Here is a 13,335-nt window from a genome sequence, read left to right as displayed (position 1 = left end):
GTCCTGGGCCGTGCGGGGCCCTCACTCCCGCGGGGACAGGGCCATGCTTTCCAGCGGTGCCGGCCTGCCGAAGTAGTAGCCCTGCGCCTGGGCGCAGCCCATGGCGCGCAGTTGCCGGGCCTCGCCTTCGGTTTCCACGCCTTCGGCCACCACGGCCACGCCGAACCCCTGGGCGATGTTGAGCACGGCGGTCACGATGGCCGCGTCCTGGGGCGAATGCAGCAGGTTGCGCACGAAGCGCTGGTCGATCTTGAGGCAGTCGAAGGGCAGCCGGCTCAGGTAGGCCAGCGAGGAATAGCCGGTGCCGAAATCGTCGATGGCGACCTTCACGCCCAGCGCGCGGATGGCGGCCAGGCGTGCCTGCGTCACGCCGTCGTCTTCGATCAGCACCGATTCGGTCAGCTCCAGCGTGAGGTGGTCCGGGGGCAGCCCGCTGTCGCGCAGTACCTGCTGCAGCGTGGCGGGAAAGTCCGACTGGATGAGCTGCCGCGCCGACACGTTCACATGGAGGTCGAAGCGCTCCGGCAGGCGGGGCAGCTGGACTGCAATGGCCTGGGTGGCGGCGCGCAGCACCCAGTCGCCCAGCGCCAGGATGAGGTCGGATTCTTCGGCGATGGGGATGAACGTGCCGGGCGGCACCAGCCCGCGCGTGGGGCTGCTCCACCGCACCAGCGCCTCCGCACCCGTGACCCGGCCGCTGGCCAGGTCGATCACGGGCTGGTAGTGCACGATGAACTGGCTTTTCTCCAGCGCCTGGCGCAGTTCGATGGCCAGGCGCGTGCGCTCCATCGACTGCTCGACCATGCCGGGCTCGAACACCACGCACTGGTTGCGGCCGCGGCGCTTGGCCTCGCCCAGCGCGATGCTGCCGTTGCGCAGCCATTCCGCCAGATGCTCGCCTGCCAGGGAACCGGCGACGACCCCGACCGAGGCATTGAGCATGACCTCGTCCGCCCCGACGGAGAACGGTGTGGAGAACAGGCCCAGCACCGCCTTGCCGATGGTGTCTTCCGCCACGGCCTGGCCGTCCAGGTGCAGCAGCGCGAATTCGTCGCCACCCAGCCGCGCCATGAGCACGGTGGCAGGCAGGTGCTGGCGCATCCGTTCGGCGATGGCCTGCATCAGCCGATCGCCGGTGCCGAAGCCCACGCTGTCGTTGATGGCGCGAAAGGCATCCAGCCCCACCAGGCTGAGCACGGCCCAGCGCTGGGGTTTCCAGTCGGCTTTCTCCAGCAGGCCGCGCCGGGTCAGCAGGCGGGTGAGCGGGTCGCTCAGCAACTGCTCGCGCATCTGCTGGAACGACTGGCGCAGGCGGTCGGCCATCTGGTTGAAGGCCTGGATGAGGGTGGTGGTCTCGCGCAGGGCGCTGGTGTGGGGCAGCAGGCCCGGCTCCCAGTCGCCACGCGACAGGCGGTTGGCGGCGTCGGCTGTGAGCAATATGGGGCGCGCCACGCGCTGCACCGCCCACAGCCCCAGCAGCAGCCCGAGCAGTGCGATGGCGGCCGCAGCGAAGATGGACCGGCGGCTGATCACGCGCGTGTCGCCCAGCAGGTCGGATTCGGGCAGCAGCACGACGATGCGCCAGTCGATGCCAGGCTGCTGGGTGAACGGGGTGACGCGGGCGAAATAGCGTTCGCCGTTGTGCGCGAACTGGAAATCGATGCCCCCGTCGGATCGGGTGCGGGGCAGGGCGGCAGCGGCGGCGCGGATCGGCGCGCTGGCGCTCAGTCCGGCGGTGAGCCGCTCGCGCTCTCCCCCGCGCGCAGCAGGCTGCTCCGACAGCACCGAGCCGCCCTCGGACTGCGCCACCAGCCGCTGGTCGGTGTCCAGGATGAAGATGTGGCCTTGCCCGCGCAAAGGGTCCTCGCGCAGGAACTGGTTGAGCGTGTCCAGGCGCACGTCGGCCTCCATCACGCCCACCATCTGGCCGCCGGCGATCACGGCGGAGGCGGCGGAAATGGTCACATCGGCACGCTCCCCGGCGGTGGTGTAGATCGGCGACCAGCCGGAGCGGCCGGACTGCGCCACGGGGGCGTACCAGGGGCGAACGCGCGGGTCGTAGCCGCGGAACGAGGCCGACACTGCGTCGGGCGTGCCGCTCTGGTACACGTGCATGAGCCCTTCGGTGGAGCGGTCCTTCAGGATGAGCCGAAAGCCATCCGCCTCGCGGCGCATGCCGGCGTATTCGCCGTCGCGGCTGCCGAAACCCAGCAGGCTGATCTGGCGCTCATCGCGGTACAGGGCGTCGAACACGGCGCGCAGGTGTTCGTGGATGCGCCGCATGTCGCCCGGCTGGTAGAGGCCGTGGCGGCCGATCGCGTCGGCGATGTCGCGCTGGATTTCGAAGGGCCGCGAAAGAAAGCGCGACAGCCGGTCCCGGGCGGTGATCGTCACGGCATCCAGCAGCCGCACGCTTTCCTGGTCGATCAGATGGCCGATCTGCCGCTGCTGGGTGAAGGCGTGCAGCGCCACGGTGGCCGCGAACAGCACGGCGAACGGAATGGCAATGGCGGTGCGCAGCGAAATCTGCCACCGGCGCATGTCAGGCCCCTTGGCCGGGTGGTAAAGCGCCGCGGGTCCGCGGGCGCCGGGCGGTGTGCGGCCCGGCCCCGCATGCCGTACTGGCAGGCGCAGGTGCCTTGCGGTCAGCCGTGGAGCTTGCGGACATGGCGTGCAGCGGGCGGGGAGCCCTCAATCCTGGGTAGCGCGCCGCTGCACGCAGGCGACATAGGCATCGCCATCGGGCGGGCGGCCGGAGCGCTGGCTTTCCCACAGCATCTGCCCCAGGCATTCCATGGCGGCGTGGTGTGCATCGAGCAGCGAATCCTTGCGCGCGGCCAGCAGTTCGACGGCCTGGCGGATGCCCCGCGGCTGGTCGATGCTGCACTGCTCGCTGATCGACAGGTGCATGGACAGATGCAGGAAGGGGTTGGTTCGGTCCGGTGTCTCGTCGTAGTTGCGGGCCAGGGCCGCATCCACATCGACCAGATCGGCGTGGTACTCGGGGTGCTCCGCGATCCACAGGCTCGCGAGGGTCTCGATGGCTTCCATGGGCTGGCCGGCCTGGGATTTGGCGTACACGGCGCAGAAAAAACGCCGCACATCGGCTTGGGACGGATTGAACATGTCAGCCAGCGTAGCACGGGCAAAGCGGGTTTTAAGCAGGGGTTGCACGGGCGGAACGCGTGCTTTCCAGCATGCGGAGCGCCGGTGCGCCGCGCACGGCCGGCGCAGCCCGCCCCAAACCGTCAGAAGGTCTCCCAGTCATCGGCGTTGTGCTTGCCGCCCGCTGCCGGTGCCGCCGTGGCGGAGGCCGTGGCGGTGACAGGCGCAGGGATGGATCGCGGCTTCTGGGCTGGTGCCCGGGGCGCCGCGGGGGCTTTGTCTGCTGGCGCTTTGCCGGCGGGGGCCGACAGGCGGGTGGGTGCGGGCTTGGCCGCTGTCCGGGGCGCTGCGGCAGCCCGTGGGGGAAGGGCGGCGGTTTGGCGAGCCGGCGTGGACAGGGGGGCGGAGGCGGACGATGCCATCACCGCGGGGCGCGGTGCGGCTACGTCGCTGCCGGGGGCCAGCTTGAACACGGCCACGGCCTGAACCAGCTGGTCGGCCTGCACCCGCAGGCCCGAGGCGGCGGCAGCGCTTTGTTCGACCAGCGCGGCGTTCTGCTGGGTGGCCTGGTCCATCTGCACCACGGCTTCGCCGACCTGCGCGACGCCATCGCTTTGCTCGCGGCTGGCCGCGCTGATCTCGCCCACGATGGCGGTCACCCGGCGGATGGAGGCCACCACCTCCTGCATGGTGGCGCCGGCCTGGTCCACCAGGGCCGTGCCTTGCTCCACGCGCTCCACGCTGGCGCTGATGAGGTTCTTGATTTCCTTGGCCGCATCGGCCGAGCGCCCGGCCAGGCTGCGCACCTCGCTGGCCACCACGGCGAAGCCCCGGCCTTGCTCGCCCGCGCGGGCGGCTTCGACGGCGGCGTTCAGCGCCAGGATGTTGGTCTGGAAGGCGATGCTGTCGATCACGGAGATGATGTCCGAGATCTTGCGCGAGCTGTCGTTGATGCCCTTCATGGTGTCCACCACCTGGTTCACCACCTCGCCGCCCTTCACCGCGACGTCGCTTGCATCCTGCGCGAGCTGGTTGGCCTGGCGCGCGTTGTCGGCGTTCTGGCGCACGGTGCTGCCCAGTTCTTCCATCGACGCGGCGGTCTCTTCCAGGGCCGAGGCCTGCTGCTCGGTGCGCTGGCTCAGGTCGTTGTTGCCCTGGGCGATCTCCGCGCTGGCGGTGGCCACGCTCTCGGCATTGCCGCGCACGGTGCCCACGGTCTGAACCAGGTTGGTCTGCATGCGCTGCAGGGCGGTCAGCAGGGCACCGGTTTCGTCCCTTGATTGGGAAATGATCGGCACGCTCAGGTTGCCGTCGGCCACGCGGTCGGCGGCGTCCACGGCGTCCTGCAAGGGGGCCGTGACGGAACGGGTGATGAAGAAGGCGCAGACCGCGCCGAGCAGCGCGGCGATGAGCGCCACGGCCCAGACGATCATGCGGGCACTGAGGTACGCGGCGTGGGTTTTTGCGCCACCTTCCTGCATGTTCTTTTCTTGAAGGTCCACCATCTTCTTCAGCGTGGCCAGATAGGTGCCCTGCAAGGCAAATCGGGGGCCGAACAGAAGCTGCCTCGCTTCGTCTTTCTGGTTTTGCAAGCCGAGTGCGGCCACCTCCTGGCTGAATGCGACGTAGGCTGCGCGCTGGGTCTTGATGTCCTGGATGAGGGCGCGCTCTTCCGCGGTGTCGGCCAGCTTTTCCAGCGTTTCGATGATCGCCGTACCCGCAGGGCCGTTCCTGTCCAGCGACGCCTTGTGGGGCGCCATGGCCTGTTCATCGGGCAGGATGATGAGGTTGCGCACGGCGCGGGCCGTGTCCATGGTGAGGTAGGCCAGTTGCTGGCTGGCCGCGGCTTTGGGATACAGGTCGTTGATGACGTTTTGAGACCCGTCGTCCTGCTCTGCCAGGCGAACCAGGCTCATGCCGGTGATGATTGCCATGAGCAGGAGCACCACGCCGAAGCCGAGGCCCAGGCGCACGCCCAGTTTGAGATTTTTCATGGAAGGAACTTCCTGGAAATGACCAATTGGAGGGATGGCAACAGCAAGCTGCCTATTTGTCATTAATCGTAACCACTAATTGCCGGGGCCTCTGGGCGCTGCCTTTTTTTTGGCGGCTTCGCTGGCCGCCTGTGGGAAAAATTCCACAGCGGTCCGCGTGTCAGCGGCGCGTGCCCAGCGTGCGCGAAATGGCTTCGGCGGCCTTGAGCAGGGCGGGCAGCAATTCGGTCTGCATCATCTCGGCGCTGGTCCGGTTGGCCTGCCCGCTGATGTTGAGCGCCGCCACCGTCTCCCCCGCCCGGTTGCGCAGCGGCGCCGCGACCGAGATCAGGCCCTCTTCCAGTTCCTGGTTGATCAGGCACCAGCCCTGCGCGCGGGCCTGGCGCACGGCGGCGAGCAGGGCGTCGTCGTCCAGCAGGGTGTGGGGCGTGAGCCGCTGGCGCGGCACCTTCGGCAGCAGGGCGACCACGTCGGCATCGGGCTGGCCGGCGAGCAGCACGCGGCCCATCGACGTCCAGAAGGCGGGCAGGCGCGAGCCCACGCCCAGGTTGGTGCTCATGATCTTGTGGGTGTGCACGCGCAGCACATAGACGATGTCGCTGCCATCCAGTACGGCGGCCGAGCAGGATTCGTGCACCTGGTCCACCAGCGCTTCCATCGTCGGCTCGGCCAGATCCCAGATCGGCATGGACGAGAGGTAGGCAAAGCCCAGGTCCAGGATGCGCGGGGTCAGCCGGAACAGCCGCCCGTCGCTCTCCACGTACCCCAGCGTCTGCAGGGTGAGCAGGATGCGCCGCGCCCCGGCGCGCGTGAGGCCCGTGCGGGCCGCCACGTCGCTCAAGGTCTGCTGCGGCGCGGTGGCGCTGAACGAGCGGATCACCTCCAGCCCGCGGGCGAACGACTGCACATAGCTGTCGCCCGGCCTAGGGTTATCACCAGTCTCCGCGGGGGTATCGCTCATAAGCATTTGGTCCTAAAATTCATTATACGAACATTTGTTCTACATACGAACAAATGCGCAGCCGCTCCGGCGGGACCCGAATTCTCACCTTTAGGCTTCCCCTTCCCCATGATCAACAAGATTGCGGATTCCGTGGCCCAGGCCCTGTCGGGCATTCAGGATGGCGCCACCGTGCTGATCGGCGGCTTCGGCACCGCCGGCATTCCCGGCGAACTGATCGACGGGCTGATCGAGCAGGGCGCGCGCGACCTCACCGTGGTCAACAACAACGCCGGCAACGCCGAGACGGGCCTGGCCGCGCTGCTCAAGGCCGGGCGGGTGCGCAAGATCATCTGCAGCTTTCCCCGCCAGGTGGACAGCCAGGTGTTCGACGGCCTGTACCGCTCCGGCCAGCTGGAACTGGAACTGGTGCCCCAGGGCAACCTGGCCGAGCGCCTGCGGGCGGCCGGGGCCGGCATCGGCGCCTTCTTCTGTCCCACGGGCTACGGCACGGAGCTGGCCAAGGGCAAGGAGACGCGCGAGATCGGCGGCAGGCAGTACGTGCTGGAGTACCCCATCCAGGGCGATGTGGCGCTGATCAAGGCCGAGCGGGGCGACCGCTGGGGCAACCTGACCTACCGCATGTCCGCCCGGAACTTCGGCCCGGTGATGGCCACTGCCGCGCGGCGCACCGTGGCCACGGTGCACGAGGTGGTGGAGCTGGGCGCGCTCGACCCCGAGGCTGTCGTCACGCCCGGCATCTACGTGAGCCACGTGGTGCGGATCGACCGCGTGGCCACCGAGGCCGGTGGCTTCAAGAAGTCGGCATGAAATTGGCCCCCAGCGCAAGAGGAACTAGCGTGAGCAGCTATCAAAAAAGAAGCAAAGACGAAGTGGCCGCCCGCGTGGCGCAGGATATCCACGACGGCGCCTACGTCAACCTGGGCATCGGCCAGCCCACGCTGGTGGCCAACCACATCCCGCCGGGCCGCGAAGTCATCCTGCAAAGCGAGAACGGCATCCTGGGCATGGGCCCGGCTCCGGCCGCGGGCGACGAGGACTACGACCTCATCAACGCCGGCAAGCAGCCCGTCACGCTGCTGGCGGGCGGTGCGTACTTCCACCATGCCGACAGCTTCGCCATGATGCGCGGCGGCCACCTGGACATCTGCGTGCTGGGCGCCTTCCAGGTCAGCGCCACGGGCGACCTGGCCAACTGGAGCACGGGCGAGCCCGGCGCCATTCCCGCCGTGGGCGGCGCCATGGACCTGGCCATCGGCGCCAAGCAGACGTGGGTGATGATGGACCTGCTCACCAAGCAGGGCCAGTCCAAGGTCGTGCCGCAGTGCACCTACCCGCTGACCGGCATCGGCTGCGTCAAGCGCATCTACAGCGACCTGGCCACGCTGGCCTGCACGCCCGAGGGCCTGGTGCTCATCGATGCCGTGCCGGGCCTCGACCATGCCGAACTCGAACGCCTCGTGGGCCTGCCCATCCGGCCGGCGCAGGCCTGACCCCGGCCGCCGCAGCGCCTTTCCCGACACACAACACCCTGGAGACAAAGACCATGACGCAAGCCTTCATCTGCGACGCCATCCGCACGCCCTTCGGCCGCTATGGCGGTGCCTTGTCCAGCGTGCGCACCGACGACCTGGGTGCCATCCCCCTCAAGGCGCTGATGGCGCGCAACCCGAACGTGGACTGGGCCGCCGTGGCGGATGTGCTCTACGGCTGCGCCAACCAGGCCGGCGAAGACAACCGCAACGTCGCCCGCATGTCCGCGCTGCTGGCCGGCCTGCCGATCGACGTGCCCGGCGCCACCATCAACCGCCTGTGCGGCTCGGGCCTGGACGCCGTGGGCACGGCCGCGCGTGCCATCAAGTCCGGCGAAGCGGGCCTGATGATCGCCGGCGGCGTGGAGAGCATGAGCCGCGCCCCCTTCGTGATGCCGAAGGCCGAAACCGCCTTCAGCCGCGCCAATGCGGTGTACGACACCACCATCGGCTGGCGCTTCGTCAACAAGCTCATGAAGGCGCAGTACGGTGTGGATTCCATGCCCGAGACGGCCGAGAACGTGGCCGCCGATTACGGCATCGAGCGCGAGGCGCAGGACCGCATGGCCCTCGCCAGCCAGCGCAAGGCCGTGGCCGCGCAGCAGGCCGGCCATCTGGCGCGCGAGATCACGCCCGTGCAGGTGCCGCAGAAGAAGGGCGATGCAATCACCGTGGACCAGGACGAGCACCCGCGCGAGACCAGCCTGGAAGCGCTCGCCAAGCTCAAGCCCGTCGTGCGCGAAGGCGGCACGGTGACGGCCGGCAATGCCAGCGGCGTGAACGACGGCGCCTGCGCGCTGCTGCTGGCCGATGAGGCGAGCGCCGCCCGGCACGGCCTCACGCCGAAGGCCCGCGTGGTCGGCATGGCCACGGCCGGCGTGGCCCCGCGCGTGATGGGCATCGGCCCCGCGCCGGCTACGCACAAGGTGCTGCAGTTGACGGGCCTCACGCTCGATCAGCTCGATGTGATCGAACTCAACGAAGCCTTCGCCGCGCAAGGCATCGCCGTGCTGCGCCAACTGGGCCTGCAGGACGACGACGCGCGCGTGAACGCCTGGGGCGGCGCCATCGCGCTGGGCCACCCGCTGGGCGCCAGCGGCGCGCGCCTGGCCACCACGGCGGTGAACCGCCTGCATGCCACGGGCGGGCGCTACGCGCTGGCCACCATGTGTATCGGCGTGGGGCAGGGCATTGCCGTGGTTCTCGAACGCGTCTGACCCGGTGGCCAAGATCCAAGGAAAGCCAGTGTCCACCTCCACCATCGAAACCCCTGCCGGCGCGTTCCGCGTGCGCATCGACGGCCCCGAGGGCGCGCCCGTGCTGGTGCTGTCCAACTCGCTGGGCACCACGCTGGAGATGTGGGACGCGCAAGCCGCGCGCTTCGCCACGACGCACCGCGTGCTGCGCTACGACACGCGCGGCCACGGCGCGAGCGTGGTGTCGCCCGGCCCCTACACGTTCGACCAGCTGGGCGGCGATGTGCTGGCGCTGCTCGACGCGCTGGCCATCGAGCGCGCCAGCTTCTGCGGCATCTCGATGGGCGGCTTCACCGGCCTGTGGCTGGGCGTGAACGCGCCCACACGGTTGAACCATCTGGTGGTGGCCAACAGCGCCGCGAAGATCGGCACGGCCGAGGGCTGGACATCGCGCGCCGCGCTGGTGCGCGAGAGGGGCGCGGCCGCCATGGCCGAGCTGGCCGCATCGTCGCCCGGCCGATGGTTCACCGATGCCTTCGTGGCCGCGCAGCCCGCCGTGGTGCAGCGCGCCCAGGGCTGGATCGCCGGCATTGCGCCCGAGGGCTACGCCGCCTGCTGCGAAGCCCTGGCCCAGGCCGACCTGCGCAGCGCCATCCGTGCCATTTCCGTGCCCACCTTGCTGATCGCCGGCAATGCCGACCCGGTGACCTCCGTGGTCGATGCGCAGGCCATGCAGGCCGTCATCGCGGGTGCGCAGCTGGCCGAAGTGCCGGCCTCGCACCTGTCCAACCTGGAGGCGCCTGCCGAATTCGACGCCGCACTGGCCGCGTCCCTGGCGCGCTGAGCCGCGGGACGAAGAGAGACAGAGACCGCATGGACCCGCAGCCCACCAACCCCCGCTGGCAGCACCGGCCCGCCGGCTCCACCTGGGGCGACTTCGGCCCCCATGACCAGCTGGGCCGCCTGAACCTGCTCACGCCCGAGAAGGTGCGCCAGGGCGTGGCCGAAGTGCACGAAGGCCTGGCCTTCGCGCTGAGCCTGCCGCTGGACTACCCTGGCGGCAATGCCCTCAACCCCAACCGCCAGCCGCCCGTGCTGCGGCCGCTGTTGCGCAAGGGGCTGGTCAACTTCAATTGCCTGCTGGCCGAACTGGAGCCGGGCCGCACCGATGTGCTGTCGGACGACCTGGCCATCCTGCACCTGCAGTATTCGACGCAGTGGGACGGCCTGGCACATGCAGGCTCGATGTTCGACGCCAACGGCGACGGCCTGCCCGAAGCGCTGTACTACAACGGCTACGCCGCCGGCCGCGATGTGGTGGGGCCGAGCGATGTGCGCGATGCCGGCGTGCCCGCCGCGCCGGGCGCGGCCACCAGCACCTCGGCCGCGCATGCGCTGGGCATCGAGGGCATGGCCCGCACGGGCGTGCAGGGGCGCGGCGTGATGATCGATCTGCGCGCGCACCTGGGCGATGCCCGCACGGTGGTCGGCTACGACACCTTGATGCGCGTGCTGGAGGCCGACCGCGTGGCGGTGGAGCCGGGCGACATCGTCTGCCTGCACACGGGCTTTGCCGACGTGGTGCTGGGCATGCGCCGGCACCCCGATCCGGCCGTGCTGGCGGACAGCTGCGCCGTGCTGGACGGGCGCGACGGGAAGCTGCTGCAGTGGATCACCGACAGCCAGCTCGCCGCCATCGCCGCTGACAACTATGCCGTGGAAGCCTTTCCCGCCAAGGCGGGCCCGGCCTGCTGCGCCGCGCTGCCGCTGCACGAGCATTGCCTGTTCAAGCTGGGCGTGCACCTGGGCGAGCTGTGGCACCTGACGCCGCTGGCCGCGTGGCTGCGCGCGCGCCACCGCTCGCGATTCCTGCTGACGGCGCCGCCGTTGAATTTGCCCGGGGCCATCGCCTCGCCCGTGACACCGGTCGCCACCGTCTGAAGTCCTGACCGTCACCCCGTTCCGCGCAGTGCGCACTGCGCGGAAATTCATCCCCTGAAGCCGGTTGACCGGCGTTTGCAATGTGCCGGACCGCCGTGCACACGGAGACTGCTGTGCCTTTCATCATCGAAACCTTCGACAAGCCCGATCACCAGCATGTGCGCCAGGCCACGCGCGCCGCGCATCTGGTGTTTCTGGACCAGCACAAGGCCTTGCTGCTGGCCTGCGGCGCCAAGCTGGCCGATGACGGCAAAGACCTGGGCGGCGGTCTCTACGTGGTGGCGCTCGATTCGCGCGAAGAGGCGCAGCGCTTCATCGAATCCGACCCGTTCCACGCCGCTGGCCTGTTCGAGCGCGTGACGCTCACGCGCTGGCGCAAGGCCTACGTCGATGGCCAGAGCTACCTGTGACCCGGCGCGTCCCGGCATTCCCTGAAGAAGAAAGACCTTCCATGACCACTGCACCTGCACGCGAGCGCGTTCTCATCACCGGCGGCGGCGCCGGCATCGGCGCGGCGACGGCCGAGCGCTGTCGCGCCGACGGCTACGAGCCCGTCATCATCGACCGCGCGATCGCCCATGTGCCCGGCGGCATCCAGGCCGACCTGTCCGATACCGCCGACACCGCGCGGGCCTTGCAGGAGGCGCTGGCGGGCGGGCCGATCACGCGCCTGGTCAACAACGTGGGCATCGTGGTGCCTGCGGAAGCAGCGGAGCAGACGCTCGCGCAATTCGACCTCGCCGTGGCGCTGAACCTGCGCTGCGCGCTGCAGTGCATGCAGGCGCTGCTGCCGGGCATGCAGGCGGCGGGCTTCGGGCGCATCGTGAACATGTCCTCGCGCGCTGCGTTGGGCAAGGAGCTGCGCACCGCGTATTCGGCCACCAAGGCCGGCCTGATCGGCATGACGCGCGTGTGGGCGCTGGAGCTGGGCCGCCACGGCGTGACGGCCAACGCCATCGGCCCGGGCCCCATCCGGACCGAGCTGTTCGACCGCGCCAACCCGCCCGATGCGCCGCGCACCAAAGCGATCATCGACTCGGTGCCCGTCAAGCGCGTGGGCACGCCCGACGACGTGGCGCATGCCGTGTCCTATCTGCTCGATGCGCGCAGCGGCTTCGTCACCGGCCAGGTGCTCTATGTCTGCGGCGGCATGACCGTGGGCGTGGCGGGCGTGTAGCGCTCGGCCTTTTTTTCCGCGTTCCGACTCCAAAACATCACAACACGCAAGAGACAACTTCCATGTCGAAAATCACCGCCTTCTTCACCGAACTGATGCGGCGCTACCTGCCCGATCCGTTCGTCTTCGCGATCATGCTCACGCTGCTGACCATGGCGCTCGCCTTCGGGGTGGAAAACCGCCCCATCAACGCCGTGGTGCAGGACTGGGGCAAGGGCTTCTGGAGCCTGCTGGCTTTCACCACGCAGATGGCGGTGATTCTGGTGATGGGCTACGTGCTGGCGGCCGCGCCCATCGTGGACCGGTTTCTGAACCGCATCGCCTCGCACGTGCAAACGCCGCGCCAGGCCATCATCGTCGCCACCATCGTGGGCTGCGTGGGCAGCTACCTGAACTGGGGCTTCGGCCTGGTGATCGGGGGAATCATGGCGCGCAAGCTGGCGCTCAAGGTCAAGGGCGTGCACTACCCGCTCATCATCGCGGCGGCGTACACGGGCTTCACCATGTACAGCCTGGGCTTCTCGGCGACCATCCCCGTGCTGATCTCCACCAAGGGCCACGCGTTCGAAAGCACCATGGGGCTGATCCCGCTCACGCAGACGATCTTCTCCGCGCCCATCCTGCTGACCAGCCTGGCCGTGCTCATCGCGCTGCCGCTGCTCAACGCCACCATGCACCCCAAGAAGGGTGAGCCGGTCGTGGAACTGGACCCGGCCACCGTGGCCGATGCCAAGTCCACGGGCGCCGAGAGTGTGATGGGCGACGAGAAGACGCTGGCCTGGCGCCTGAACCACAGCCGCGTGCTGAGCCTGCTGATCGGCCTGTGCGGCATGGCGTACGTGGCGATGCACTTCATCCAGGGCGGCAATCTCGACCTGAACATGATCAACTTCTTCATCCTGTTCCTCGGGGTGCTGCTGCTGGGCACGCCGATGGCCTATGTGGAGAAGGTCAACGAAGGCGTGAAGACCATCGGCGGGATCATCCTGCAGTTCCCGTTCTACGCCGGCATCATGGCGATCATGCACGGCTCGGGCCTGGTGGAGTCCATCGCGCACGTGTTCGTGAGCGTCTCCACCGCCGACACGCTGCCGCTGTGGGGCCTGGTGAGTTCGTTCGTCATCAACTTCTTCGCGCCCTCGGGCGGCGGCCACTGGGTGCTGCAGGGCCCGTTCATGATCAACGCGGCCACCACGCTGGGCGCCTCGCAGGCGCAGACCGCCATGTCGGTGATGCTGGGCAACGGCTGGAACGATCTGGTGCAGCCGTTCTGGATCCTGCCGGCGCTGGCGCTGTCCAAGCTCAAGCTCAAAGACATCATGGGCTACACGGTGGTTTCCATGCTGCTGGTGGGCGCCATCTACGCCGCCACGATGCTGATCTGGCCGCACCTCTGAGCGCACCTCTAGAGCGCCTTCCCCTTTTTTAC

At 69.0% G+C, this 13,335-nt stretch carries 12 protein-coding genes; 8 read left to right on the top strand and 4 right to left on the bottom strand.

What is annotated here, in order from left to right; translation table 11 throughout:
- Positions 1 to 21: 21 nt before the first annotated feature.
- From M5C98_RS19405 to M5C98_RS19390, 4 genes are all read right to left on the bottom strand, one after another.
- Entirely contained in the window at positions 22 to 2,541 is a 2,520-nt protein-coding gene (locus M5C98_RS19405; protein ID WP_272549071.1) for a bifunctional diguanylate cyclase/phosphodiesterase, read from the bottom strand.
- A 150-nt stretch (positions 2,542 to 2,691) separates the two neighbouring features.
- Positions 2,692 to 3,126, bottom strand: a complete 435-nt coding sequence (locus M5C98_RS19400; RefSeq protein ID WP_272549070.1) for a DUF1841 family protein — start codon at positions 3,124 to 3,126, stop codon at positions 2,692 to 2,694.
- 122 nt (positions 3,127 to 3,248) lie between these two features.
- On the bottom strand, positions 3,249 to 5,099 hold the full coding sequence (locus tag M5C98_RS19395) for a methyl-accepting chemotaxis protein (protein WP_272549069.1): 1,851 nt from the start codon (positions 5,097 to 5,099) through the stop codon (positions 3,249 to 3,251).
- A gap of 160 nt (positions 5,100 to 5,259) precedes the next feature.
- Positions 5,260 to 6,060 carry an IclR family transcriptional regulator domain-containing protein gene (locus tag M5C98_RS19390; RefSeq protein WP_272549068.1) on the bottom strand — a complete coding sequence of 267 codons (801 nt, stop codon included), beginning with the start codon at positions 6,058 to 6,060 and terminating at the stop codon, positions 5,260 to 5,262.
- Positions 6,061 to 6,168: 108 nt separating this feature from the next.
- On the opposite strand from M5C98_RS19390, the gene M5C98_RS19385 reads away from it, so the two are divergent.
- From M5C98_RS19385 to M5C98_RS19350, 8 genes are all read left to right on the top strand, one after another.
- Positions 6,169 to 6,870 carry a 3-oxoacid CoA-transferase subunit A gene (locus tag M5C98_RS19385; protein ID WP_272549067.1) on the top strand — a complete coding sequence of 234 codons (702 nt, stop codon included), beginning with the start codon at positions 6,169 to 6,171 and terminating at the stop codon, positions 6,868 to 6,870.
- A 29-nt stretch (positions 6,871 to 6,899) separates the two neighbouring features.
- Positions 6,900 to 7,553, top strand: coding sequence for a 3-oxoacid CoA-transferase subunit B (locus M5C98_RS19380; protein WP_272549066.1), 654 nt, complete (start codon positions 6,900 to 6,902; stop codon positions 7,551 to 7,553).
- A 53-nt stretch (positions 7,554 to 7,606) separates the two neighbouring features.
- Complete coding sequence (pcaF, locus tag M5C98_RS19375) at positions 7,607 to 8,809, top strand: 3-oxoadipyl-CoA thiolase (RefSeq protein ID WP_272549065.1); 1,203 nt, start codon at positions 7,607 to 7,609, stop codon at positions 8,807 to 8,809.
- A 28-nt stretch (positions 8,810 to 8,837) separates the two neighbouring features.
- Positions 8,838 to 9,632 (top strand): 3-oxoadipate enol-lactonase, encoded by a 795-nt coding sequence (gene pcaD, locus M5C98_RS19370; RefSeq protein ID WP_272549064.1) that lies wholly within the window; start codon positions 8,838 to 8,840, stop codon positions 9,630 to 9,632.
- Between the two features lie 29 nt (positions 9,633 to 9,661).
- Positions 9,662 to 10,729 carry a cyclase family protein gene (locus M5C98_RS19365; protein WP_272549063.1) on the top strand — a complete coding sequence of 356 codons (1,068 nt, stop codon included), beginning with the start codon at positions 9,662 to 9,664 and terminating at the stop codon, positions 10,727 to 10,729.
- 113 nt (positions 10,730 to 10,842) lie between these two features.
- Entirely contained in the window at positions 10,843 to 11,139 is a 297-nt protein-coding gene (locus tag M5C98_RS19360; protein ID WP_272549062.1) for a YciI family protein, read from the top strand.
- 41 nt (positions 11,140 to 11,180) lie between these two features.
- Positions 11,181 to 11,906 carry an SDR family oxidoreductase gene (locus M5C98_RS19355; RefSeq protein WP_272549061.1) on the top strand — a complete coding sequence of 242 codons (726 nt, stop codon included), beginning with the start codon at positions 11,181 to 11,183 and terminating at the stop codon, positions 11,904 to 11,906.
- Between the two features lie 62 nt (positions 11,907 to 11,968).
- Complete coding sequence (locus tag M5C98_RS19350; RefSeq protein ID WP_272549060.1) at positions 11,969 to 13,303, top strand: short-chain fatty acid transporter; 1,335 nt, start codon at positions 11,969 to 11,971, stop codon at positions 13,301 to 13,303.
- The last annotated feature ends 32 nt before the right edge of the window (positions 13,304 to 13,335 follow it).

It is taken from the genome of Acidovorax sp. NCPPB 3576, assembly GCF_028473605.1.
Taxonomy (GTDB): Bacteria; Pseudomonadota; Gammaproteobacteria; order Burkholderiales; family Burkholderiaceae_C; genus Paracidovorax.
This window is presented reverse-complemented; position numbering and strand designations above follow the sequence as displayed.

Coding starts and splice junctions, on each gene's coding strand:
- M5C98_RS19405 (WP_272549071.1), bottom strand. CDS start 2,541: ATGCGCCGGTGGCAGATTTCGCTGCGCACCGCCATTGCCATTCCGTTC.
- M5C98_RS19400 (WP_272549070.1), bottom strand. CDS start 3,126: ATGTTCAATCCGTCCCAAGCCGATGTGCGGCGTTTTTTCTGCGCCGTG.
- M5C98_RS19395 (WP_272549069.1), bottom strand. CDS start 5,099: ATGAAAAATCTCAAACTGGGCGTGCGCCTGGGCCTCGGCTTCGGCGTG.
- M5C98_RS19390 (WP_272549068.1), bottom strand. CDS start 6,060: ATGAGCGATACCCCCGCGGAGACTGGTGATAACCCTAGGCCGGGCGAC.
- M5C98_RS19385 (WP_272549067.1), top strand. CDS start 6,169: ATGATCAACAAGATTGCGGATTCCGTGGCCCAGGCCCTGTCGGGCATT.
- pcaF (WP_272549065.1), top strand. CDS start 7,607: ATGACGCAAGCCTTCATCTGCGACGCCATCCGCACGCCCTTCGGCCGC.
- M5C98_RS19365 (WP_272549063.1), top strand. CDS start 9,662: ATGGACCCGCAGCCCACCAACCCCCGCTGGCAGCACCGGCCCGCCGGC.
- M5C98_RS19355 (WP_272549061.1), top strand. CDS start 11,181: ATGACCACTGCACCTGCACGCGAGCGCGTTCTCATCACCGGCGGCGGC.
- M5C98_RS19350 (WP_272549060.1), top strand. CDS start 11,969: ATGTCGAAAATCACCGCCTTCTTCACCGAACTGATGCGGCGCTACCTG.